A 22,621-nucleotide genomic window follows, 5' to 3' on the forward strand; every position below is an offset into this window, starting at 1 on the left:
ATGTCCGAAGGCGCCCCGGTGAACACCGGGGCCGGGGCGGTCGCCCCGTGGCGGCCAGGTGTCCCGGTACGGCAGGCAGGTTGATGCCCTGTTTCGGATGAGGGCGAGGCCGTGTTGGTCGGGTCAGGGGCCGAGTTCCGCGATGATGGCGCCGCGCAGGAGCTGCCGGGAGCGTTCGAGGGTGAGGGTGCCGCTGAGCCAGCGTTTGCTGAGTCCTTCGACGAGGGCGGTGAGCCGGTGGGCGGCGTCGTCCGGTGAGATGTCGGGGGTGGCGCGGCCGGTCTGCTGGGCGCGGTGGATCAGGTCGCTGGTGTAGTCGTTCCAGCTGTCGGTGGTGGTGCGGAGCTGGTCGCGCAGTTCAGGCTGGAAGACGGCGGTGGAGCGAAGTTCGCCCCAGGCGGTGCTGTTCTCGACGACGGCGGGGGTGTCCTGGAGTTCGAGGAGCAGCATCTCTTCCAGGTGGCCGCGAGGGTCGGTGTCGGGGTCGCTGGTGGGCTGGGTGTAGTGCTCGGCTCGGGTGTTGATGAAGTCGAGTGTGCGGGCGAGGAGACCGGCCCGGTCGCGGAAGTGGTAGTAGATCAGCGAGGTCGACACGCCGGCCTCCTCGGCCAGCTCTTCGACTCGCAGGCCCCTGATGCCGCGCTGCGCGATGACGCGGGCGGCGGCTTCCAGGATGGCGGTGCGGCGGGCGGACACGGTTCGGCTCCCTAGGAAGGTTCCAGGCGGCGACACAGGCAATGCTACCGTCTCGCATTGACTGAAATTTCAGTCAGGAATTCTTCCGTCCGGGATGGGAGCCGTGTCATGAGGAGACCGAACCGCCGAACCGTGCTGAGGGACGGTGTGGCTGCTGCGCTGGCCGCCGCGGGGTTGACAGCCTGTGCCCAGAACCAGGAGAAGAAGTCGGGCCGGCCGTCGGCCGGGGTACAGGAGAGCGCGGTGCCCATTCGGAACCAGGCCGAGCTGTTCATGCCGGCGGAGAGCCGTGAGCATGTCCGCACGTTTATGTCCTGGCCGCCGCTGGACTCGGTCTGGGAGGACATGGCCGACGACGTCCAGCGCGACATCGCGGGTATTGCCCGGGCGCTGGCCGAGTTCGAGCCTGTCGTCATGCTGGCTGCCCCGGAGGAAGTCAAGGCCGCCCGTCGAGCCTGCGGCTCGGGGGTCGAGGTGATCGCGGTACCCACCGACGACCTGTGGATGCGCGACAGCGGCCCGACCTTCGTCCAGGGCCCGAATGGCCTTCAGGGCATCGACCTGCACTTCAACGGCTGGGGCGGCAAGCAGGAACACGAGCACGACGCGAAGGTCGCCCGCGCCGTCCTGGAGTACGCAGGCGTCCCCCGCGTCGACGCGCCGCTGGTGGGAGAGGGCGGCTCACTGGAAGTGGACGGCCGCGGCACCCTCCTGGTCACCGAGAGCTCCCTGGTCAACCCCAACCGCAACCCGGACCTGAGCCGCGACGAGATCGAGAACTCCCTCAAGAACCTGGTCGGCGCCGACAAGGTGATCTGGTTCAACGGCGTCAAGGGCCAGGACATCACCGACTACCACGTCGACTCGCTGGCCCGCTTCGCAGAGAACGGTGTCGTCCTGCTCAGCCGCGCCTGGGCCGGCGACGGCCCCGACGTGTGGACCCGCGCCCACGATCAGGCACGCGGCGTCCTGGAGGGCGCGACCGACGCCCATGGAAGAAGGTTCGAGATCATCGACCTCCCCGAACCCGACCCCACCCGGCTCGGCCGCCGCGGGGAGGATTTCCTCGGCTCCTACGCCAACTACTACATCGCCAACGACGCCGTCCTCATCCCCCGCTTCGGCGACCGCAAGGCCGACCAGCAGGCCGCCGCCGTCATCGGCGACCTCTACCCCGATCGCGAGGTCGTTCAGCTGGAGATCCACACCGTCGCCGAAGGCGGCGGTGGCATCCACTGCGCTACCCAACAGCAGCCCAAGGCCGCAGAGACCAGCAGTTCGTGAAGTGTTGTGCGATTCCCGGCGGGGTTCAGGCAAGGCCGCGGACCGCGGTGCTTGGTCGGCTCCTGCCTCCTGGCGAAGCTGCCGGTGCCGGCTTCGGCGAGGCAATCGAGCTTGAGCAAGCGCTTCAGCGTGGCGCGGGTGCCCTCGATGTTCTTCGGCGGTAGTTCGCAGTCGAGGGCTTCGCAGACGTCGAGGGCCCAGAGGGCCCAGTGGGGGCAGCGGCCTCGTTGAGGACGGCGAGGATGCAGGGATGGTCCGGGTGCTCGGGCAGCTGCGGCGGAGCGGCCAAGAGCCGGTCGGCGAGAGCGGTGATGGCCTTCCGGGTGATCGCGAGGTGTTCGAGGTGGGTCTCTGCCTCCCGCAGTCGAGTCCGGACTTCTTCGATCTGGGGGGCGCCGGGGTCCCAGCGTCCTCACGAACCTGCCTCTGCGGCCCGTCCGGCAGAGCTCACCGCAGGGCCAGCGGGATCTCCGAGGCGAGGCGGGCCAGCTTCTCCGGGTTGCGGACGTAGTAGAGGCCCGCGATGCGGGAGTCCTCGATCCGGAACGTCATGACCCCGTCGAACTCCCCGCCCAGATGGACGGCCAGGGCCGGGCTGCCGTTGACCACGGTCGGCGTCAGGGACATCGCGAGGTTGCGCCGGTCGTTCTTGCCGATACCGCCCGCCACGAAGCGGGCCACCTTCGCGGCACCGGTGATCGGCCGCAGCGCCGCCTGCTTGATGCCGCCGCCGTCGGCCACCAGGACGACATCGGGAGCGAGCACGGCGAGGAGGTCCTGCGGGTCACCGGACTCCAGCGCCTCCCGGAAGGACTCCAGCGCCGCCCGCGTCTGGGCGGCCGAGACCGCCTGCCGCGGGCGCCGCGCGTCGACGTGCCGGCGGGCGCGGTGGGCGATCTGGCGTGTCGCCGCCGCGCTCTTGCCGACCGCGGCCGCGATCTCCTCGTAGCCGACGTCGAAGACCTCCCGCAGGACGAAAACGGCGCGCTCGGTGGGCGACAGCGTCTCCAGGACGAGCATCAATGCCGTCGACACGCTCTCCGCGAGCATCGCGTCCTCGGCCACGTCCGGCGCCGTGAGCAGCGGTTCGGGCAGCCAGGAACCGACGTAGGCCTCCTTGCGCCGGCTCATCGCCCGCAGCCGGTTCAGCGCCTGCCGGGTCGTGATCCGGACCAGGTAGGCGCGCCGGTCGCGCACCTGCTCCAGGTCGACCTCGACCCAGCGCAGCCAGGTCTCCTGCAGGACGTCCTCCGCATCGGCCGCCGATCCGAGCATCTCGTAGGCCACGGTGAACAGCAGGTTGCGGTGCGCGACGAAGGTCTCGGTCGCCGCGCCGGCGCCGTCCTCGCTCATGATGTCTCCTCCGGTTCCAGGGGTACGCTCACAGGACACCGGCCGGCCCGTCCCTGTGACAACACGCGCCGGCCCGGCCGGCTCCCGCGGGGCTCCCGCGGCCTACGGGGCGCCGTGCGGCGCCGACCGACCGGCCAGGGCCCGGGCCGCCGCCAGGCTCGCGGGGCGGCCCAGGGCCGCCCGGGAGGACTCCCGCAGCAGCACGGCCGCCCGGAAGGCGGTGGTGGCCGCGAGGCCGTGACGCCGGCGGTAGAGGCGGACCCGGTTGACCGTCAGCAGCGTCCACAGCCGGGGCGACACCTGGGAATCCCCGCCGAGGTGGGTGGCCGAGGCCGAGGGCTCCAGCCGGGTCACGAAGCCGAGGTCCCTGGCCCGCAGGCAGTATTCGGTCTCCTCCGAGTACAGGAAGAAGGACTCGTCCCACGGCCCGCACGCGGCCAGGCACTCCCCGGACAGTGCCATCAGCGCCCCCGTCGCCCAGTCCGCCACCGTCTCCCGTTCGTACGCCGCCGGGTCGGTGACCAGCTCGCTCCAGTGCGGGAAGCGCCCCGCCCGGCGGTTGCCGATCACCGCCTCGCCCAGCGCGCGGGTCACGCTGGACTCGCGGCGCAGCGAGTGCAGCAGCGTGCGGCCGTCCTCCTCGTACAGCAGCGGGACGCTGATCCCGACCCGGCCGCCGCCGGGCTCCGCCCTGCCCAGCGCGTCCACGAGCACCCCGGCGCAGCCCCGCCGCATCCGGATGTCCGGATTGCACACCAGGGCGGCCCGGAAGCCGCCCTCCCAGGCGGCGGCCGCCGCCAGCGCGGCGTTCACCCCGGCTGCGTACCCGGCGTTGCGGCCGGTCTGGACGACCGTCGCGTCCGGGGCCAGGGAGCGGACGACCTCCACCGTGTCGTCGGCGGAGTCGTTGTCGGCGACGACCAGGCGCCAGTCGAGCCCGGCCATGCCCTCCGGCAGCGAGGCGAGGAAATCCGGCAGGACCTCCGCGCTGTTCCAGGTGACGACGAGGACCGCTACCGGGCCGGTGCCGGCGGGGGAGTGGGGAGCTGTTGATCGGCGGGAAGACATGGGTACTCCACGAATCGGGGCTTCGGCGCCGCGCGCCGGATGAAGCCGAGGTAACTGCCTCCGGCGGCGATCGTCAGGAAGAACATCCCGGCGAACATCGGGAAGCTGAGGGCGTCGAAGGTGGCGCTGACGACCAGGGCGACCAGGGCGGAGGCGAAGAACGCCTGCCCCAGTTCCCGGTCGGACTCGCCGACGGCCAGCCGGCGGATCGCGCCGCCCTGGTGGATACCGGCGAGGAAGAGGAACAGGAGCGCGATCAGCCCCAGGAACCCCGTCTCGGCGAGGGTCAGCATGTACTGGTTGTCGGTGAAGAAGTAGAGCTCGGGAATGAAGGTGCCCATGCCGCGCCCGAACAGCGGCCGTTCGTCCAGGTAGGGCACGATCGCGCTGTACTTGACCGTACGGGCCTGGGTACTGCTGTCGGAGTTCGACAGGAAGGACGCGAACAGCCCCGTGATGGTGCCGATCAGCCCGGGGATGATCACCTTGAAGCAGGCCACCGCACCCACCAGCACCCCGATCGCGGTCCACCGCCGTTGCGGCTTCCAGCGCGGCACCATCACCAGGATCACGATCAGCGCCCCGATGATCGAGGTGCGCGACACCGTCAGCGGCAGCGCCCCGCCCATCAGTGCCACCGGACCCCAGCGGCGCCAGGCCTTCAGATGGCGCCGTACCGGATCGAAGGCCTGCTGGACGGCGAAGGGCAGCAGCAGCGCCAGCATCCCGCCGAACTCCAGCGGCTGCGCCGTGGTGGACCGGGGCCGGGTGAACGCCCCGCGGTCCAGGGTCGTGATCTGGGGGACGCTGGACGACAGCCCCGGGATGCTGATGCTGTCGGCGATGTTGGTCGCGGTGAAGAAGTCGTAGAAGCCGATGGCCGCCACGATCGTCCCCATCACCACGGCCCGGCGCAGCAGCACGTCCAGGCGGGCACGGTCCTGGATCCCGGCGGTGACCAGCACCACCAGCGACACCCACACCAGCAGCGCGATCAGGCCGCGGTCGGCACCGAGCAACTCCTTGCGCACGCTGCCGCGGCCCGCGTTCGCGATGTAGGAGGCCAGGACCGAGACGGCCAGCAGCCACATCGCCACCCGGGGCAGTCGGGTCCCGGGCGCGGGACGGATCCGGCCGGCGAGCCAGGTCGCCAGATACCAGAACAGGGCCAGTAGGGCGAACACATTGGCCGGGGTCCCCACCCCGCCCAGACCCGGCAGCGTCAGGTTGGACGGGATGAAGAACGCCAGCGCCAGGTAGCCGGTGAGCAGGGCGGTGGCGTCCACATGGCGGCCCCGGGACCTGCGCCGGCCGGCCCGGGCCGGCCCCGCCGAGCCCTCGGCCGAGCTGTCGCGCCGGCGCCGCCGGGCCGCCGACAGCGCGTCCGCCACGAAGGAGAGGGTGAACCCGACGCTGACGCCGAGGATGAGGACCCCGAGCACCTGCTGGTAACGGCTCTTGAGCTGGGGCACCGGCGTCTGCGGCAGCACCACCGGCGCCGTCTGCACCATGTACGCGGGCTGTACCTTGGCCGCGGCCTGGAGTGCGTTGAGCTGCTCCCCGGCGAAGCCGGTCAGGATGTTCGTCTCCTTGAGCACCTTCTCCCGGTCGGTCCCCGTGACCGTCATCGTCAACAGCGGACCCGAGGTGTTCGCGGCGAACCCGACGGTATAGGGATCGGTCACGCCGAGGCTGTGCAGCTCACGGGCGGCGTCGGCTCCCGACATCGCCCTGATCAGCACGTCCGCGGTCACCACCAGGGCACCGCCCGCGTTGGAGATCGGGTTGCCGAAGGCGGGCGGCAGCTTGGCGGCGGCAGAGGAGTCCAGCAGCGCCACCGAACTCTGCGACTGGTACGCCACGGGCACCGACCGGTACAAGTGCAGCGCCGCCAGCAGGCTGAGCAGCATCGCCGGCACGATCACGTACCAGCGCCGGCGCAGCACCGCGCCCATTTCCCGAATGCTCACGAACACCCCTGCCGGGTAACGGAATTGATGGCGTACCTACCCGGGTCCTGCAAAGATCGGACATGAAGGAAAGGGTGGAAAGGATCCCCGTGTCGCCTGGTGAGTTGGTCCGTGCGCTGCGTCGGCGCTGGTACGTCCTGGTCGTGGCGGTGCTGCTGGCGGCCACCGGAGGGGTGGCGGTGCTGAGGCCCGGACCGGTGCACCTCAGCTCCGCGATCGTGGTGCTCAAACCGCCGGTCACCAGCAGACAGCCGAACCAGCTCGCGAACCTCCAGCCACCGCTCGCCGCCGTCTCGTACGGCGTCGTCCAGCAGCTGGAATCGGCCGAGGGAGCGGCCGAGCTCAAGGCGGCGGGGGTCGCCGGCGCCTACCAGATGACACCGCGCAACAGCGGCACCAGTGTCACCCCGCGCCATCTGATCCCCTCGCTCCAGATCCAGGTGGAGCATCCCGACCCGGACGTGGCCGACGCGTCCGTACGGAAGATCATCGAGATCTACACCCGGCACCTGACCGAGCTCCAGACGCAGCAGGGCATCCCGGACGCCGCACGGATGAGCGTGGACCTCCTGGTGCCGCCGCACGCGGCCGCACGGAACGGTGACCGGGTACGGTCCCTGGCCGGAGTGGCCCTGCTGGCGACGGTCTGCGGTGCGGCCGCCACCCTGTGGACCGACCGGCTCCTGACACGCCGGAACCGGCGCCGGCGCGAGAGCGCCGACGCCGGTCCACAGGTCCCGCCGGTGGAACCGGTGGAGACGGGCCATCAGATCCCTCGGCGCTTCCAGGAACGCCACCACAGCCACTCGCGCCCCCGGTCGGCGACCGCCGACAGCACCAGCGGCTGAAGGTAGGGCATCGCGCGCGGGCCGATCCGCCGGCGCCGTTGCAGCGCCCGGTACTCGGCCAGCGCCGTGTAGCCGTCGGGCAGGCACTCGGCCGCGAACCCCACCAGCTCCTCGACCGGAACCACCGAGGTGCGCCCCCGGTCGTACGCCCGGTAGGCGCGCCGCAGCGCGTACCGGGCGAGCCGGGTGCGCGCCGCACGTGCCAGCCGGTCCGGCTCCGGAAGCAGATCCCCGCACTTGGCCAGCACCGAGTCGAAGGCGACGAGGCGCTGGCGGAGGTCGTCGAGCTGCCCGCCGAAGTCCGTCGTGGACATGTTGTTGCCGTGGACGCGGTAGAAGGCCTGGTCGGCGCCGCGGACGTAGCCCACGTCGGCGTGGGCCGCGAGCCGCATCCACATCTCGATGTCACCGGCGTGAGGCAGCTGCGGATCGTAGCCGCCGACCTTGCGCTGGAGGCTGGTACGGACGACCACCTCGGGCGAGGTGATGCAGCCGGTGCCCTCCCGGAACCGCCGGTCCAGCCACCAGTGGCCCGGATAGACCACCGACCCCGTGGAGCGGGTACGGGCCGCCGGCAGGGGACCGCCGTGCCGGAAGCGCAGCGGCCTGCCGTAGGCGAATCCCGCTTCCGGGTGCGCGTCGAGCAGGGCCGCCGCGCGCACCAGGGCGCCCGGGACCAGCCGGTCGTCCGCCGAGAGCAGGGCGACGTAGTCCCCGTCGGCCCACTCCAACAGACCTTCGTTGTAGGTGGCGATGTGCCCCTGGTTGCGCTCGTGGACCCGGACCTCGATCCGGGGGTCGGCCGCCGCCAGCGCGCGTGCCACGTCCGCGGAGTCGTCGGGCGAGGCGTCGTCGATGATCAGTACCCGGACGTCCACGCCCTCTTGCTCGTCGAGGGCGCTCTTGACGCAGTCGGCCAGGAAGTGGCCGTACTTGTAGCAGGGGATCACCACGCTGACCGTGCTCACTGGCCGGACACCTCCGTGGAACCGTCCGCGGACTGGGCCGAGTTCGGCAGGGTCGTGGTGAAGACGGGACCCACCCAGTAGTTCACGGATCCGAAGGTGTTCGACGGGAACGCCGTGGCGGAGCCGTACTTGTAGAGCCCGTTGCCGCTGCCGGGCGCGTCCGCCGGGGCCACCAGGGGGTAGGAGCGGTGGGCGGCGGTGAAGTAGCCCCCGTCCACGGAGTAGTTGCCGTTCGGTGCGTGGTAGGAGGCCACGTACGTGGTGCCCGCCGTGATCGGTACGGGTGTTGCGAACTGCAGCTCCTGCCAGCCGGTCAGGGTCTCGCTGCCGAAGGTGCCGGTGGCCAGCAGCGTGCCGGAGGCGGACCACAGGCTGCCGGTGTGGGTGCCGGTGTTACCGGGGCCCTTGTAGAAGGTGACACCGGTGATGTAGCCGTTCACCGCCGACTGGAAGCGGGTTCCGAGCTCCACCGAGTTGGCGTCGTCGCCCACGTTGGCGGTGCTCGGCGTCGCGCTGCCGCTCCACAGGGTGCACGGGCAGTTCACCGCCGGCGGGCTCGCGCTGGTCGTGAAGTTCCACGTGACGGGCGCGGTCATGGCGTTGCCCCACAGGTCGGTCGCCTGGACCGACGCCGTGTACGTGGTGTTCAGCGCGAGCTCGGTGGACGGGGTGAAGGTCGCGCTGTTCGACGCTCCGAGGGCCTTGGTGCCCGGGACGGTGGCGCCGCCCGAGTCCTTCACGGTGAAGGTGAGCTCATCCGCGTCGACGGCCGTGCTGAAGGTGGCCGTCATCGTCGCCGTGATCTGGGTGCCCGTCGCGGCGGATTGCGGCGAGGTCCCGGTGACGGTGGGCGGGGTCGTGCTGGCGGCCGAGGTGTCCAGGACCGCGTCCACCCAGTAGTTGCTGCCGGACGCGGCCTTGTTCGGGAAGCCGCCGGTGCCGCTGTAGCGGTAGACGCCGTTGCCGCCGTCGGTCCCGCTCCGCAGCGCCGTGAGCGGGGCCAGGCCCGCGTCGCCGTCGGCGAAGGTGTTGTCGAAGGAGTAGCCGCCGTTCGGCGCGAAGTAGGAAGCGATGTAGGTGGTGTTGGGCTTGATCGGCACCGGGCTGGAGAAGTTCAGCTGCTGCCAGCCGGACGCGGTCTCGTTGGTGAAGGTGCCGGTCGCAAGGCGCTGGCCGGTGCTGCTCCACAGGCTGCCGGTGTGCGTCCCGGTGTTGGCCGGGGACTTGTAGAACCGGACGCCGGTGATGGAACCGGCCTCCGAGGAGCGGATCTTCACGCCGAGCTCGACGGCGCTGCCGTCACCGGCGTTGACGGTGCCGGGCACGGCCGCGGCGGGCCACACGGTGCACGGGCACTGCTGGGGGCCGACCGTCAGCGGGACCGTGGTGGTCGCGCCGATGTTGACGCTGTCGTCGACCGCACGCACCTGGATCTGCACGGGGCCCGGGGTGGTCGGGGTCCACGTGTAGCTCCAGGTTCCCAGGCCCGTGGTCGCCTTCCAGGTGGTTCCGCCGTCGGTGGAGACCTCGACCCGGGCCACCACGCCGCCGCCGGTGTCCGTCGCCGTACCGGTGACGGTCACCGGCCGCAGGGCCGGGACGGTGGCGTTCGCCGCCGGGCTGGTCACGGTGATGCCGGGGCCCACGGTGTCCGTGGACGTGGTCGAGGCGATCAGGTCGCTCTGCAGGGACTTGGGCTGCACACCCATGTCGGCGAAGACGTTCACGGTGGCCTGCTGCATCCGCTTGTCGGCGGTGACCACGGTGTCGTCGGGGTTGGAGGTGGGCGTGTCGGTCAGGCCCCAGGACCACTGCACGGTGCCCGCGCCGAATACCAGCGCGTGCGAGGTCTGGTCGCGGAAGGCCACCAGGCTGTGGGTCGCGGTGCCGTTGCCGTAGGTGTTGCCGTAGTCCTTCAGGAGCTTGCCGTCCTCGATGTCGACCGTCGTGGACGACATCTGGATCTGCCCGGCGGGCCGACTGGCGTTCTCCACGTCACTGTCCCACTCGTAGCCGAGCGTCCCCTGCGGGAACACGGCGGTCTGCGAGGGGGTGAGGTTCGCCACGGAGGTGTTGCGCCACAGCCGCTGCTTGGCGAAGGTTCCGGGCACGGTGATCGCGTCGCTGCGGTAGCCGTTGACGCTGAACATCGAGCCGGTCAGCTGGTTCTGCGGCTGGAAGGGGCGCCCGCCGGTGGCACTGGCCGGGTCCATGAAGGTGCCCGTCCAGATCCCGCTCGGGTCGGGGACGCCGTTGGGCTGGGGGAAGGACAGCTTGGTCTCCTTGTACGAGACCAGCGTCCGGTCGGCGGTGTTCGTCCCGTCGATGCTCGGGGCGAGCCGGGTCTTCCAGAAGATCTCGTTGCCGCTGAAGTACGTCTGGTGCTGCCCGGCGCGGCGCGCGTTCAGGACGTTGGTGAACTGCTCCTGGGTCCAGTACTCGTCGTGGCCGGAGGACATGAACACCTTGTGGTTCGCCAGCAGGGCCGCGCCGCGGACCGACGTGTCGATCCCGGACATGTAGCTCACGTCGTAGCCGTTGCGCTCCAGCCAGGCGATCATCTGGAACTCGGAGCCGTAGATCCCGTTGTCCCCGCCGATGTCCATCGGCCGGTTGTAGCTGACCTCGTAGGCACGCCCGTCGGGCGCGGGACCGCCGCCGTCGTAGAGGTCCTGGCCGCCGTAGTTGTTGTACGCCTGCCAGGTCTGGTCGCTGGTCTGCACGACGATGTCGGAGTGGCTGGAGTCCTTGCGGACCACGAACGGGTACGGCATCACGCCGTTGCCGTCCGCCTGGTCGAAGTTGGCGATGTAGAGGCCGGAGACGGCGTCGGCCGGCACGCTCCACGTCGCCGTGGTGGGCCAGTTGCCGCAGTCGACCAGCCCGGTGGATGCCTTGGTGGTGCAGGCGGCCGGGTTCCCGCCCGGCGCGAAGTTCGCCGGGTACGTCTGGGCGGCCTGGGCGGCCGTGGACATCAGCCGGGCCCCGTTGCCCCCGTAGTGGCCGAGGCGGTAGATGGACACCTTGTACGGCGTCGGAGACTGGACCTTGAATTGCACGGTGTCGCCGGGCTGGACGCTCTCCCGGGTGGGGAAGCCCTTGATGTCGCCGTACGCGCTCGGCGCGAACCACTCCTCCTTCGGGGTGCCCGGTTTGGAGTTCTCGCAGACGATCGCGTTCGTGGCGGGACCGCAGGGATCGGCCGCCCCGGCCACCGCGGCCGGGGGGAGGACCGTGGCCATCAGGGCCGCCACCGAGGTGAAGAGACCGTAACGGAGCAGCTTTGTCCGTCTGTTCATGTGGACCTCATTGTTGTCACGCCGACGCGCATCAGCGCAGGGCGTCGAAGAACGCTTCCACGACCCGCTGCTGCTGGGCGGCGGTGATCTGCGGGAAGAGGGGGAGGGAGAGCATGCCGTCCGCTGCCTGCTCCGCGTGCGGGAAGTCCCCGCGACCGTGACCGAGGTGGCCGAAGGCCGGAGTGAGGTGGACCGGGGCCGGGTAGTGCACGCCCGCTCCGATCCCCTCCGCGTTCAGCTTGCCGACGACGGCGTCGCGGTCCGCTCCGGAGATCCGAACGACGTACAGGTGCCAGACGTGGACGTTGTCCTCCGCCGTGACCGGCAGGGTCACGCGGCCCGCGGCGGCCAGATCGCCGAGCAGCTCGTCGTAGCGGGCGGCGGCGGCCCGGCGGGCCGCGTTCCCCTCCGCCAGGCGGGCCAGCTTCGCCCGCAGGACCACGGCCTGTAGGCCGTCGAGCCGGCTGTTGAATCCCGGCACGTCGTGGCGGTACTTGGCCACGCCGCCGTGGTTGGCGAGGGCGCGTACCAGGTCGGCGCGCTCCTGGTCGTCGGTCACCACCGCGCCGGCGTCCCCGTAGGCGCCCAGGTTCTTGCCCGGATAGAAGCTGGTGGCGGCGATCGTCCCGCTGCCGGGGGAGCGGCCGCCACGGGTGGCGCCCTGGCTCTGCGCCGCGTCCTCGACCACCTTCACGTGGTCCGGAAGCCGGTCCGCCAGCTCCGCGGCGGCCGCGCACTGCCCGTAGAGGTGGACGGGCACCACCGCGCGGGTGGCCTTGCCGACCGCGTCCAGTGCGGCCTGCGGATCCATCAGGAGGGTGTCGGGCAGGCAGTCGACCAGCACCGGCCGGGCACCGATCCGGGCGACGGCGCCCGCGGTGGCGATGAAGGTGTTGGCGGGCAGCACCACCTCGTCGCCGACGCCGACCCCGCTCGCCCGCAAGGCCAGTTCGAGGGCGTCGGTGCCGTTGGCGACTCCTACGCAGTGCCGGACGTCGGCGAAAGCGGCGTACTCGCGCTCGAAGGCCTGGACCTCGGCGCCGCCGATGAAGGCCGTGCCGGCCAGCACACGGTCGAATCCGGCCTGTAACTCCTCGGCGACCTCGGCGTGCGCCGCCTTCAGGTCCACGAGCGGTATCTGGTTCATACGACTGGACTCTCCATCCGTGTCTCCGGCCGCCGGCCGTTCGGGCCGGTGCCGTCTTCCGTGCCGTGCGCCGGCGCGTCCCCGTCGGGTCCGCACCCGGCCCCGCCCGGTTCGCCCGCCTCGCGGGCCAGTTCGGCGAGGGCGGTGGCCCCCGCCGGCCGCAGGAGGCGGGCCGGGCTGCCGGCCCACACCTCCCCGGCCGGGACGTCCGCGAGGACGGTGCTGCCCATGCCGGTCAGCGACCAGGCACCGATCGCCGCGTACTCCCGGACCAGAGCCCCCGCCCCCACGTACGCCCCGCGTCCCACCCGCACCCCGCCGCCCAGGCGGACGCCCGAGGCGAGGGTGGCGAAGTCCCCGACCTCGTCCTCGTGGGTGAGTACCACCTGAGGCATCACCGCCACGTGCGAACCGACCCGGACACCGGCCGTCAGCACGCTGTGCGCGAGCAGCACCGAGCCCGGCCCCACGGACGAGGAGCCCGAAACCGCCGCAGTGGGGTGTACCACCGTCGCGTACCGCTCCCCGGGCAGGCCCAGCCGCCGCACCAGGCGGGCCCGTACCGCGTAGTCCCGGGGGCTGCCCACGCAGACCACGACCCGGGCGGCCGGCAGCGCGTGGACCAGCTCGCAGCCGCCCGGCACCGGCACCCCGTCGACCTCCCGGCCGTGCAGGGCCGGATCGTCGTCGAGGTGCCCGGCCAGCCGCCACCGGGGCGCACGCCCGCTCGCCGCGTCGGCCGCGGCCACGTCCCGTACAGCCTGCGCGGTCTCCCGCGCGAACCCGCCCGCGCCGACGACCAGCAGGTCCTCGGTCACCGCAGCGCTCATCCGCCTGCCTGCTCCCGCAGCACCGCCACCACCCGGTCCTGCTGGGCTTCGGTCATGGTGTGGAACAGCGGGAGGATCAGGGAGTCGCGGCTGATCCGCTCGGTCACCGGCAGCGGGGCCGCGTCGTGGCCCTCGTACGCGGGCTCCAGGTGCGAGGCCATGATCCCGCGCCGGGCCGAGATCCCGGCCTCGGAGAGCACCGCGAGCAGGGTGTCCCGCCCGACGGGGAAGTCCTCGGCCAGCAGCACCCAGTAGGACTGGAAGTTGCCCTGCCCGTGTGCGGGGTCGCGGACCGGGCGCAGGCCCGGGACCTCGCGCAGCAGCTCCGCGTACCGGGCGGCGAGCCGGCGCCGCCGGGCCACGATCTCGTCCAGCCTGCCGAGCTGCACCAGGCCGACCGCGGCCTGGATGTCGGTCATCCGGTAGTTGTAGCCGACCTCCAGGTAGCTCTCGACGATCGGCTTGCTGCTCGCGTGCCGCTGCGCGGCGGACACGTTCATGCCGTGCTCGCGCAGACGGCGCAGCCGCTCCGCCCACCGCGCGTCGTCCGTGGTCACCATGCCGCCCTCGCCGGTGGTGATCACCTTGCGGGGGTGGAAGGACCAGGCGGCGAGCAGCGCCCCGTGGCCCACGGACTTCCCGCCGACCGTCGCGCCGATGCCGCAGGCCGCGTCCTCCACGAGGGCGATGTCCCAGGCGGCACACGCCGCCCGCAGGGCGTGCACGTCGGCGGGCACCCCGCCCTGGTGGACGGCGAGGACCGCTCTCGTGCGGGGGGTGCGGACCGCGTCCACGGTGGCCGGGGTCAGGTTGCCGGTGGCCTCCTCGACGTCGGCGAACACCGGGCGCGCACCGGTGTAGCGCACGGCGTTGGCGGTGGCGATGAAGGACAGGGAGGGGACGATCACCTCGTCGTCCGGCCCCAGGTCCAGGGCGACGAGGGCCAGGTGCAGGGCGGTGGTGCACGAGCTGACGGCGATGCCGTGTTCGGCGCCCACCCGTTCCGCGAAGGCCCGTTCGAACTCGGCGACCCGGGGCCCCTGGGCGACCCAGCCCGAGAGCACCGCGTCGGCGGCGGCCTTCGCCTCCTCCTCGCCCAGCCAGGGCACCATCACGGGGATCCGGGCGGTCGGGTCCGGGGCGTTCATCGACCCGCCTCCGCCGCCGTGTCGGCGGCGCGCTCCGCCCGCCACCAGTCCACCAGGTCCCGCAGGCCGGTGCGCAGGTCGATCGCGGCCGTGAAGCCGAGGCGCTCGCGGGCCTGCGCGGTGTCCGCGAGGCGGCGGGTCACGCCGTTCACGGCACGGGCCGGGCCGTGCTCGGGCACCAGGCCGTCCGCGCCCATCGCCTCCAGCAGGCCGTTCGCCAGCTCCAGCAGGCTCGTCTCGGTCCCGCTCGCGACGTTGAACACCTCGTCGGTCAGGTCCGATTCGGCAGCCAGCAGGTTCGCGCGCGCGATGTCGCGCACGTCGACGAAGTCCATGGTCTGCAGGCCGTCGCCGAGGATCAGCGGCGGTTCGCCCGAGGCGATGCGCTCCATCCAGCGGATGAGCACCTCGGTGTACAGCCCGTGGATGTCCATCCGTGGGCCGTACACGTTGAAGTAGCGCAGTGCGACGTAGTCCAGCCCGTACATCGAGTGGAAGCTGCGCAGCATCCCCTCGTTGAAGGCCTTCGCCGCACCGTAGAAGGTGTCGTTGTTGTACGGATGGTGGCGCTCGGTCGTCGGGAACTGTTCGGCCAGGCCGTAGACCGAGGCCGACGACGAGGCGATCACCTTCCCCACCCCGGCGGCGGCCGCCGCCTCCAGCACGTTGAACGTGCCGTCCACCATCACCTCGTTCGCCAGCCGTGGTTCCTCCGCGCACTGCGTGATCCGGATGGCCGCCAGGTGGAAGACCAGGTCGGCGCCCTCCGTCACCTTGCGCACCGCCGCCACGTCGCGGATATCGCCCTCGACGACCTCCACCACGCCGCTCGGCAGGGCGCGCGCCAGGTTGGCGGTCCGCCCCCGCACGAAGTTGTCGAGCACCACGATTTCGCGTGCCCCGTTGTCCACCAGCTGGTCCACCACGTGCGAGCCGATGGTGCCCGCTCCGCCGGTGACCAGAATCTTCTTGCCTCGTACGCTGCTGCTCAACGCCCTGCTCCCACTGGATCGGTCGTGGTCCTGCGTGTCACGCCATGCGAAGGGTCCCGATGGGGACCGGGGTCGGGCCGGCCTCGGGCCGGCGTCCGACCGGGAGCGGTCAGCGCCCGGTGCGCAGTCCGACGACCGCGCCCCGGAACTCCAGGCTCCGAGAAGCCGCTTCGAGGATGTCCAGCACCTTCAGGCCCGCCCGGCCGTCGGTCAGCGGCGGCCGTCCCGTCCTGATGGCGTCGGCGAACTCCTCGACCATGTTGCGCAGCGCCTCCTTCTCGCCGATCGCGGGCGCCACCATGTCGCCGGACCGGTAGGAGACGAGCATGTCGCGGCGTTCGTCGGCGCCGATCTCCTGCGGGGTGCTCAGTTCCACGCCTCGGTCGAACACCGCGACGCGCTGCGTGGGGTTGAGGTCGTCCCAGACCAGGGTGCGCTTGGAGCCGCCGACCATGGTGGTGCGCACCTTCGTCGGGGAGAGCCAGTTGACGTGCACGTGCGCGATGGCGCCGGTGCTCAGCTGGAGGGTCAGGTAGGCCACGCAGGACTGGCCGGCCCCGATCGGGTCGGCGCCGGTCGTGGCGACGGCCACCGGCTGCACGTGGTCGGGGAGGATGAAGTCGAGGACCGACAGGTCGTGGGGAGCGAGGTCCCACAGGACGTCGATGTCCTTCTGGACGAGCCCGAGGTTGATCCGCACCGAGTCGACGAAGTGGATCTCGCCGAGTTCACCGGAGCGGACCATCTCCCGGATCCGGCGCACTGCCGGCGTGTAGCAGTAGGTGTGGTCGCACATCAGGGTGAGGCCGCGCTTCTCGGCCTCCGCCACCAGCCGCATTCCGTCCTCGTACGTGGCGGCGAGCGGCTTCTCCACCAGGACGTGCTTCCCGGCCCGCAGCGCGGCCAGCGCGACGTCCAGGTGCGTCCCGGCCGGCGTGGCCACGGCGACCGCTTGGACGGAGGGATCGGCGAGGACCGCGGCGTAGTCCGCGGTCGGCTGCACCGTGGAGTAGCGGCCGAGTGCCTGCCGGGCACGGTCGATGTCCAGGTCGCAGAGCCAGCGCAGCCGGAACTGCGGGCTGGACTGGAAATTGCGGACGAGATTGGGGCCCCAGTAGCCCGCACCGACCACCGCGACGCCTAACGGGGCCGCGGACCCCCGGCCGGGGATGCCCGCGCTCTGCCCAGCGGTCCGTTCGGCGCTCTGCGCGCCGTCCTTCGAGGTGTCCTTCACAGCGTTCCCTTCCTTCCGCGCACGCCGACCGGCGTGTCGACTACCCGTGGCCGGGACGCGTGCGGTGGAGGGGGGAACGCCGTTGCCGAGGGCACGCCGGATGCCTGAGCGTCCCCTGCGTGACCTGCTCAACGGTGATGGCCCCCCACAACCGATGTTCTGCGCGAATCGCGTATGCCGCCCCCCGGCCCGACCGCCTGTTCCCCACACGCGATCGAACCCGTACCACCCGTGCCGGGCCGGATCGTTGCCGGCCGCGCCGAAGCGCGCCGAATCCGCTCGGCGCCACTCAATCTAGTCCACCGGGCGTACCCCCGGGCAGAGTTGGCGGAATCGCCGGGAGCTGGTGTTCGACCGTGCATACTGCCCGGGTGACCAGCATCGTGATACCGGCCCACAACGAAGGCCGGGTCATCGGCCGACTCCTCGACGCGCTCCTGGCCGACTCCCCGTCGTCCGGGCCCGACATCGTCGTGGTGTGCAACGGCTGTACCGACGACACCGCCCGGGTGGCGGGCGCGCGCGGCGACCGGGTACGCGTCGTGGAGATCCCGACCCCTTCCAAACACACGGCACTTCGGGTCGGCGACGAGCACGCGCGGGGCTTTCCGCGGCTGTACGTGGACGCCGACGTCGTGGTCGGCGCCGCCGACGTAAGGGCGCTGACGGACGCCCTCGCCGCCGCCCCCGGCCTGCTCGCCGCCGCCCCGGGCCGGGACATCCCGCTGACCGGCTGCGCCTGGCCGGTCCGGGCCTACTACCGGGTGTGGCAGCGGCTGCCGGCGGTCCGCGAGGGCCTCTTCGGCCGAGGTGTCATCGCCGTCACCGAGGAGGGGTACCGGCGGATCGCGGCGCTGCCCCCGCTGATGGCCGACGACCTGGCCGCGTCCCTCGCCTTCGGGCCCGGGGAGCGGCGCGTGGTCGAGAGCGCCAGGGTCGTCGTGCGGCCGCCGCGCACCTGGTCGGACCTGATCCGGCGCAAGGTGCGTGCGGCGACCTCCTCCGCCGAGTTCGAGCGGTTCCAGGCCGGGCGGGACGCCGCGGCGGGGTCCGGTCCTTCGGCGCGCACCGCGACGTCCGACCTTCGGTCCCTGCTGCGCGCCGATCCGGAACTCCTGCCCGCGGTCGTGGTCTTCGCGGCGGCTGCGCTCGCGGCCCGCCGGGGATCCCGCCGGGCCATCCGCGACCAGGACTTCTCCACGTGGCTGCGGGACGAGAGCAGCCGCGGGTGACGCGGTGGCACGTACGGCCGAATCGCGCCGTACGCAGCACAGTTGGCCCGTACAAGGACTAGGGTTCGGGTTCGACTCGCACGTTCGAATGACGTCAGACCGTCTGTACGGGGGAGCACCAGAGCATGTACCTCGCGGACCGCTCCGCACCCGCGGGCGCGAAGACCGCACCGGGCCGGGGAACCGGCAGGGCGCGGGCGGTCGCCCCAACCGTCCTCGCACTGGGCACGGTCAGCCTGATCACCGACGTCTCCTCCGAGATGGTCACCGCCGTCCTGCCGCTGTACCTGATCGCGGGGCTCGGCCTCAGCCCGCTCGGGTTCGGCGCCCTCGACGGCGTCTACAACGGCGTCAGCGCCCTGGTGCAGCTCACCGGCGGGCACCTCGCCGACCGGGTCCGCAACCACAAGCTGGTCGCCGGCATCGGCTACGGCCTGTCCGCCCTGTGCAAGCCCCTGCTGCTGCTCGCCCACAGCCTCGGCCCGATCAGCGTGATCCTGGCGCTGGAGCGCACCGGCAAGGGCCTGCGCACCGCCCCGCGCGACGCATTGATCTCCCTGTCCACACCGCACGCGTCACAGGGCCGGGCCTTCGGCTTGCACCGGGCCATGGACACCACGGGAGCGCTGCTCGGGCCCCTCGCCGCCTTCCTCATCCTCGGCGTGGCCGCCGACGGCTACGACGCCGTCTTCGGCGTCAGCGCCTGCGTCGCCGCACTCGGCGTCGTGGTGCTCGTGCTCTTCGTCCCCTCCGGCGCGGCCGACTTCCCGCCCCGGCCGGCGGCGGCCCCGCCCGCCCGGCGCCCCGCACCCGCCCCGCCGGCACCCTCCGCCGAGCCCGCCGGCCCGCAGCCCGTGAAGCTGCGCGACGCGGTGGCGCTGCTGCGCCTGCCGCGGCTGCGCGCCCTGGCGCTCTGCGCGGTCCTGCTCGGCCTCACCACCGTCAGCGACGCCTTCGTCTACCTGCTGCTCCAGCGCCGAACCGGCATCGACGACCAGTGGTTCCCGCTCCTGCCGCTGGGCACCGCCGCCGTGTTCCTGCTGCTGGCCGTCCCGGCCGGGGCCCTCGCCGACCGGATCGGACGCCGTACCGTCTTCCTTGCCGGGCACGCCCTCCTGCTCACCGCCTACGGGTTGCTGCTGTGGGCCCCCGACTGGCCCGCCCTGCCCTACCTCGTCCTCGCCCTGCACGGCCTGTTCTACGCCGCCACCGACGGGGTGCTGCCGGCCGCCGTGGCCGCCACCGTCCCCGAGCCGCTGCGCGGCACCGGCCTGGCCCTGGTCGGCACCGGCCAGGCGCTGGCCCGCTTCGGCTGCTCGCTGGCCTTCGGCGGGGCATGGACCCTCTGGGGCCCCGGTCCGGCGCTCGCGGCCGCCGCGGCCGGCCTGCTGTGCTGCGCGGCCGTCGCCGGCCGCGTGCTGCGGCCGTCGCCGGCCGCGCCCGGCACGCCTCCCGCACCCACACCGCCCAACCCGGCCCGACGCCCGTGAGGAAGCCGATGACACGCTCCCGCCGCCTGCTCGTCCTCGCGGTGGCGGTGCTGCTGCTCGGGGGCGTCGGCGCCACCCTGGTGCTGCGCGCCGCCTCCCGTGCCGACCAGCCGCGGGCCGGTGGCCCGGCCGCGACCGCGGGGGCCGTGTCACTGACGGCCGGACGGGACGCGCTGGCCTTCCTGGGCAGCGGGCAGGGCCCGCACCGCGGCGCCCTCGCCTCCGTCCCGGCCGATGCGCCCGAAGGCACCCGCACGGTGTCCGACCTCACCTGCCAGCGCTTCCATGCGGCTGCGGGTACGGGCGTCTGCCTGCGCTCCAGCCCAGGTGCCCTCGCCCAGGACAACAAGGCCGTCATCGTCGACGCCGAGCTGCGCCAGGTGCGCAGCTTCCCACTGGCGGGCACGCCCAGCCGGGCCCGCGTCTCGCCCAGCGGCCGCTTCGTCGCCTGGACCGTGTTCATCTCCGGAGAGTCCTACGGCGCGGCGTTCTTCTCCACGCGCACCGCCATCCTGGACACCAGCACCTGGAAGCTCGACGCCGACCTGGAGCAGTTTGCGATCACCATGGACGGGCGGGAGCACCGCGCCCAGGACGTCAACTTCTGGGGCGTCACCTTCTCCGCGGACGACGACACCTTCTATGCCACGCTCGCCACGGCCGGTGAGACCTACCTGGTCAAGGGTTCGGTGTCCGGTCGGTCCGTCACCACCCTTGCCAAGAACGTCGAATGTCCCTCGCTCTCCCCGGACGAGACGCGTATCGCGTACAAGAAGCGGGTCCGGCCCGGCGCTTCGCTGTGGCGCGAACACGTCATGGATCTGCGGACGCTGCGGGACCACCCGCTCGCCGAGAAGCGCAGCGTGGACGACCAGGCCGCCTGGCTGGACGACGGCACGCTCGCCTACGCCCTGCCCGCCGACGGCGCCGCCGACCGTTCGGACCTGTGGACCGTGCCCGCCGACGGCACCGGGAGCCCCCGGCCGCTGATCTCCGGGGCCTCCTCCCCGGCCCGTCTGGGCTGACCGGGCCGGGGAGGGGCGTCAGACCCCGTCCACGAAGGTCCGTACCCGCTCGACGAGCGCGGCGCTGTCCCGGATCCACGCGTAGTGCCGGCGGCCCTGGGCGCCCTCGCCGAGAGCGAGCTCCCAGTACGTCACGCGGGCGTTCGTGAGCTTGCCGGCGAGCCCGCGCACGCCGCCGGGCGGTGCCATGGCGTCGCCCTTGACCGCGACCGCCAGAACCGGCAGTTCGAGCTTCGCCAGGGCGGGCTCGAAGTCCACCTCGCTGGACGGCACGTGGTAGCGGCCCGTCCTGACCTGGGTCGCCATATCCCTGAGGACCTGCGCGGAGTCGTTGCCCAGTACTCCGATGCGGCGGCCCGGGAAATACCCGTACAGCGCGGAGAACGCGGCCGCGGCCTGGAAGGCGGCGAGCATCCCCAGGCTCTGTGGGAAGGGCCAGCCGCGGTAGTGGCAGGAGGGGGCTCCCACCAGGACGGCGCCCGAGGCCATGTGCGGCTCCTGGCTGAGGTAGAGGGCGCCGAGCTGCCCGCCGAGGCTGTGCCCCAGGAGGTGGCGCGGTGCCGTCGGGAAGGCGGCCTCGACCGCCCGGAAGAGCGCGGGGTAGTCGTAGGAGACCATCTCGTGATAGCCGTAGCGCACCCCGCGCCCCACGCGCACGGAGCTCGTTCCTTGTCCGCGCAGCTCGCCGACGGCCACCTGGAACCCGGCTTCGGCGAGGGCGTCCGCCAGCGGGGCGTACGAGGCGGCCCGGGTGCCCATGGCGGGCATGCACACCAGGACCGGCGCGGACGGATCGCCGGGCCTGCGGTGCAGCCTGACCTCCGACGTGGCGCCGTCCTCGGCGCGCACCGTCTCGGTGCTCACTTCGACGGACGACACCTACAGACCCCCCTCGCCGGCGGCCGCCCTCCGCATGTCGCGAAACACGTTCAACAGCTGGATCTCGCTCGATCCCTCGAAGATGGTCAGGGCGCGCGCGTCCCGCCAGCGCTTCTCGACGCCGTGGTCGGCCGCAATGCCGCGCCATCCGTACAACTGCAGGATCTCGTTCGAGGCGCGCACGGCGAGCTCGGTGGCGTAGTACTTCGCCATGGAGCTCTCCCGGCCGAAGGGCAGCCCCCGGTCGGCCAGCGCCGTCGCCTCGTCCAGCAGCCCCCGGGCGGCGCACAGCTCGACGTACAGCCGTCCCAGCGCCAATTGGACGTGGCTGAGGGTGTCCATGCGGTCGTCGGGGTAGACCCGGCGCTCGCCGACCCACGTGAGCGCGTCCTTGAGCATGGCGGCCACGATGCCGGCTCCGCAGGCGGCGCCGCCGATGCGGATGGTCGCGAGGAGTTCGTTCAGCAGCATCTCCCCGTCACCGGCCCCTCCGATCAGGCTGATCGGCTCCAGCGCCACGTCCCGGAAGGTGACCGAGGGCGTGGGCAGGCAGCGGAACGCGGCCTTCTCGATGTCCTCGCCCACGGTCACGCCGGGAGCGTCCCGCGGTACGGCGAAGAAGGACAGGCCACGTTTGCGGTTGTCGATCACCGTGTTGGCCAGGACGATGAACACGTCGGCGACGGTTCCGTTGCCGGACATGCACTTGCCACCGTTGAGCAGCCACCCCGAATCCGTCCGGACGGCACGGGTGGTGGCCACCAGCAGGTTGGAGCCGTTCTCGGGCTCGGTGAGCCCGAGCGCCGCGTAGCCGTTGTCCTTCAGGAGCCGGGTGACGAAGAGCTCCTTCTGCTCCGGCGTGCCGGCGGCGACCACCGGGTGCAGCGCGCCGCGGTTGAACACCAGGGTCCAGGTCATCCCCGGACAGACCGCGGACAGTTCCCCGATGACGTGGCCGAACTCCGTGTACGAGAGCCCGGCGCCGCCCAGCTCCTCCGGAAAGGCGGCGTTGAGGATGCCCTCGGCGGCGGCCCGTTCGTGGACCGCCGCGGGGAACTCCCGTTCCTCGTCGCACCGTCGCACGTGCGGGGCCATCACCTCGTCGGCGAACGTACGGAAGGTCTGTTTCCACTCTGATCGACTGCGAGATTCTTCCAC

18 protein-coding genes are annotated in these 22,621 nt (G+C 72.1%); 5 read left to right on the top strand and 13 right to left on the bottom strand.

All coding sequences use genetic code 11. The features are described 5' to 3' along the window. Positions 1-123: 123 nt before the first annotated feature. Positions 124-696, bottom strand: a complete 573-nt coding sequence (locus ACFW2G_RS12935) for a TetR/AcrR family transcriptional regulator (protein ID WP_037915554.1) — start codon at positions 694-696, stop codon at positions 124-126. 243 nt (positions 697-939) lie between these two features. Between ACFW2G_RS12935 and ACFW2G_RS12940 the strand changes: the two genes are divergently transcribed. Continuing rightward, entirely contained in the window at positions 940-1,980 is a 1,041-nt protein-coding gene (locus ACFW2G_RS12940; RefSeq protein WP_236647429.1) for an agmatine deiminase family protein, read from the top strand. Between the two features lie 447 nt (positions 1,981-2,427). On the opposite strand, the gene ACFW2G_RS12945 is transcribed toward ACFW2G_RS12940, so the two are convergent. The 3 genes from ACFW2G_RS12945 to ACFW2G_RS12955 form a co-directional block, all read right to left on the bottom strand. Continuing rightward, on the bottom strand, positions 2,428-3,333 hold the full coding sequence (locus ACFW2G_RS12945; protein ID WP_384447198.1) for an RNA polymerase sigma-70 factor: 906 nt from the start codon (positions 3,331-3,333) through the stop codon (positions 2,428-2,430). 102 nt (positions 3,334-3,435) lie between these two features. Beyond that, complete coding sequence (locus ACFW2G_RS12950; RefSeq protein ID WP_384447200.1) at positions 3,436-4,401, bottom strand: glycosyltransferase; 966 nt, start codon at positions 4,399-4,401, stop codon at positions 3,436-3,438. Continuing rightward, positions 4,347-6,371, bottom strand: coding sequence for an O-antigen ligase family protein (locus ACFW2G_RS12955; protein WP_384580384.1), 2,025 nt, complete (start codon positions 6,369-6,371; stop codon positions 4,347-4,349). The genes ACFW2G_RS12950 and ACFW2G_RS12955 overlap by 55 nt, the downstream gene beginning before the upstream one ends. A gap of 89 nt (positions 6,372-6,460) precedes the next feature. Between ACFW2G_RS12955 and ACFW2G_RS12960 the strand changes: the two genes are divergently transcribed. Beyond that, positions 6,461-7,219 (top strand): hypothetical protein, encoded by a 759-nt coding sequence (locus tag ACFW2G_RS12960; protein WP_384447204.1) that lies wholly within the window; start codon positions 6,461-6,463, stop codon positions 7,217-7,219. Here ACFW2G_RS12960 and ACFW2G_RS12965 read toward each other — a convergent pair. The 7 genes from ACFW2G_RS12965 to ACFW2G_RS12995 all read right to left on the bottom strand — a co-directional run bounded on the left by ACFW2G_RS12965 (position 7,138) and on the right by ACFW2G_RS12995 (position 16,837). Beyond that, complete coding sequence (locus ACFW2G_RS12965; RefSeq protein ID WP_384447206.1) at positions 7,138-8,187, bottom strand: glycosyltransferase; 1,050 nt, start codon at positions 8,185-8,187, stop codon at positions 7,138-7,140. The genes ACFW2G_RS12960 and ACFW2G_RS12965 overlap by 82 nt on opposite strands. Beyond that, entirely contained in the window at positions 8,184-11,486 is a 3,303-nt protein-coding gene (locus ACFW2G_RS12970) for a DUF4082 domain-containing protein (protein ID WP_384580386.1), read from the bottom strand. Before ACFW2G_RS12970 ends, ACFW2G_RS12965 begins: the two co-directional genes overlap by 4 nt. Positions 11,487-11,517: 31 nt before the next feature. Further along, positions 11,518-12,633, bottom strand: a complete 1,116-nt coding sequence (locus ACFW2G_RS12975; RefSeq protein ID WP_384447210.1) for a DegT/DnrJ/EryC1/StrS family aminotransferase — start codon at positions 12,631-12,633, stop codon at positions 11,518-11,520. Beyond that, the gene (locus ACFW2G_RS12980; RefSeq protein WP_384580388.1) at positions 12,630-13,463 is read right to left on the bottom strand and encodes a NeuD/PglB/VioB family sugar acetyltransferase; all 834 of its coding nucleotides are present in this window, start codon (positions 13,461-13,463) and stop codon (positions 12,630-12,632) included. The genes ACFW2G_RS12975 and ACFW2G_RS12980 overlap by 4 nt, the downstream gene beginning before the upstream one ends. Next, on the bottom strand, positions 13,460-14,611 hold the full coding sequence (locus ACFW2G_RS12985; RefSeq protein WP_384447214.1) for a DegT/DnrJ/EryC1/StrS family aminotransferase: 1,152 nt from the start codon (positions 14,609-14,611) through the stop codon (positions 13,460-13,462). The genes ACFW2G_RS12980 and ACFW2G_RS12985 overlap by 4 nt, the downstream gene beginning before the upstream one ends. Then, positions 14,608-15,603: an NAD-dependent epimerase/dehydratase family protein gene (locus tag ACFW2G_RS12990; protein WP_037915567.1), complete on the bottom strand. Its 996-nt coding sequence runs from the start codon at positions 15,601-15,603 to the stop codon at positions 14,608-14,610. The genes ACFW2G_RS12985 and ACFW2G_RS12990 overlap by 4 nt, the downstream gene beginning before the upstream one ends. Before the next feature lie 109 nt (positions 15,604-15,712). Beyond that, entirely contained in the window at positions 15,713-16,837 is a 1,125-nt protein-coding gene (locus tag ACFW2G_RS12995) for a Gfo/Idh/MocA family protein (protein ID WP_384580391.1), read from the bottom strand. Positions 16,838-17,208: 371 nt separating this feature from the next. Here ACFW2G_RS12995 and ACFW2G_RS13000 point away from each other — a divergent pair, with 371 nt between their 5' ends. The 3 genes from ACFW2G_RS13000 (at position 17,209) to ACFW2G_RS13010 (ending at position 20,584) form a co-directional block, all read left to right on the top strand. Then, on the top strand, positions 17,209-18,069 hold the full coding sequence (locus ACFW2G_RS13000; protein WP_384580393.1) for a glycosyltransferase: 861 nt from the start codon (positions 17,209-17,211) through the stop codon (positions 18,067-18,069). Between the two features lie 125 nt (positions 18,070-18,194). Then, positions 18,195-19,559, top strand: a complete 1,365-nt coding sequence (locus tag ACFW2G_RS13005; RefSeq protein ID WP_384447220.1) for an MFS transporter — start codon at positions 18,195-18,197, stop codon at positions 19,557-19,559. A gap of 8 nt (positions 19,560-19,567) precedes the next feature. Next, a complete protein-coding gene (locus ACFW2G_RS13010) occupies positions 19,568-20,584 on the top strand; it encodes a hypothetical protein (protein ID WP_037917813.1) in 1,017 nt (338 codons plus the stop codon). Between the two features lie 18 nt (positions 20,585-20,602). Here the strand turns inward: ACFW2G_RS13010 and ACFW2G_RS13015 are convergent, their stop codons facing one another. Together ACFW2G_RS13015 and ACFW2G_RS13020 are read right to left on the bottom strand one after the other, a co-directional pair. Next, a complete protein-coding gene (locus ACFW2G_RS13015; protein ID WP_384447222.1) occupies positions 20,603-21,448 on the bottom strand; it encodes an alpha/beta fold hydrolase in 846 nt (281 codons plus the stop codon). A 15-nt stretch (positions 21,449-21,463) separates the two neighbouring features. Further along, positions 21,464-22,621 carry an acyl-CoA dehydrogenase family protein gene (locus ACFW2G_RS13020; RefSeq protein ID WP_384580395.1) on the bottom strand — a complete coding sequence of 386 codons (1,158 nt, stop codon included), beginning with the start codon at positions 22,619-22,621 and terminating at the stop codon, positions 21,464-21,466.

Source organism: Streptomyces sp. NPDC058880 (genome assembly GCF_042742535.1).
Classification (GTDB): Bacteria; Actinomycetota; Actinomycetes; order Streptomycetales; family Streptomycetaceae; genus Streptomyces.

Excerpts from the sequence above, each read along its gene's own strand:
- ACFW2G_RS13010 (WP_037917813.1), top strand. The coding sequence starts at position 19,568 with ATGACACGCTCCCGCCGCCTGCTCGTCCTCGCGGTGGCGGTGCTGCTG.
- ACFW2G_RS12950 (WP_384447200.1), bottom strand. The coding sequence starts at position 4,401 with ATGTCTTCCCGCCGATCAACAGCTCCCCACTCCCCCGCCGGCACCGGC.
- ACFW2G_RS12980 (WP_384580388.1), bottom strand. The coding sequence starts at position 13,463 with ATGAGCGCTGCGGTGACCGAGGACCTGCTGGTCGTCGGCGCGGGCGGG.
- ACFW2G_RS12945 (WP_384447198.1), bottom strand. The coding sequence starts at position 3,333 with ATGAGCGAGGACGGCGCCGGCGCGGCGACCGAGACCTTCGTCGCGCAC.
- ACFW2G_RS12970 (WP_384580386.1), bottom strand. The coding sequence starts at position 11,486 with ATGAACAGACGGACAAAGCTGCTCCGTTACGGTCTCTTCACCTCGGTG.
- ACFW2G_RS12975 (WP_384447210.1), bottom strand. The coding sequence starts at position 12,633 with ATGAACCAGATACCGCTCGTGGACCTGAAGGCGGCGCACGCCGAGGTC.
- ACFW2G_RS13005 (WP_384447220.1), top strand. The coding sequence starts at position 18,195 with ATGTACCTCGCGGACCGCTCCGCACCCGCGGGCGCGAAGACCGCACCG.
- ACFW2G_RS12985 (WP_384447214.1), bottom strand. The coding sequence starts at position 14,611 with ATGAACGCCCCGGACCCGACCGCCCGGATCCCCGTGATGGTGCCCTGG.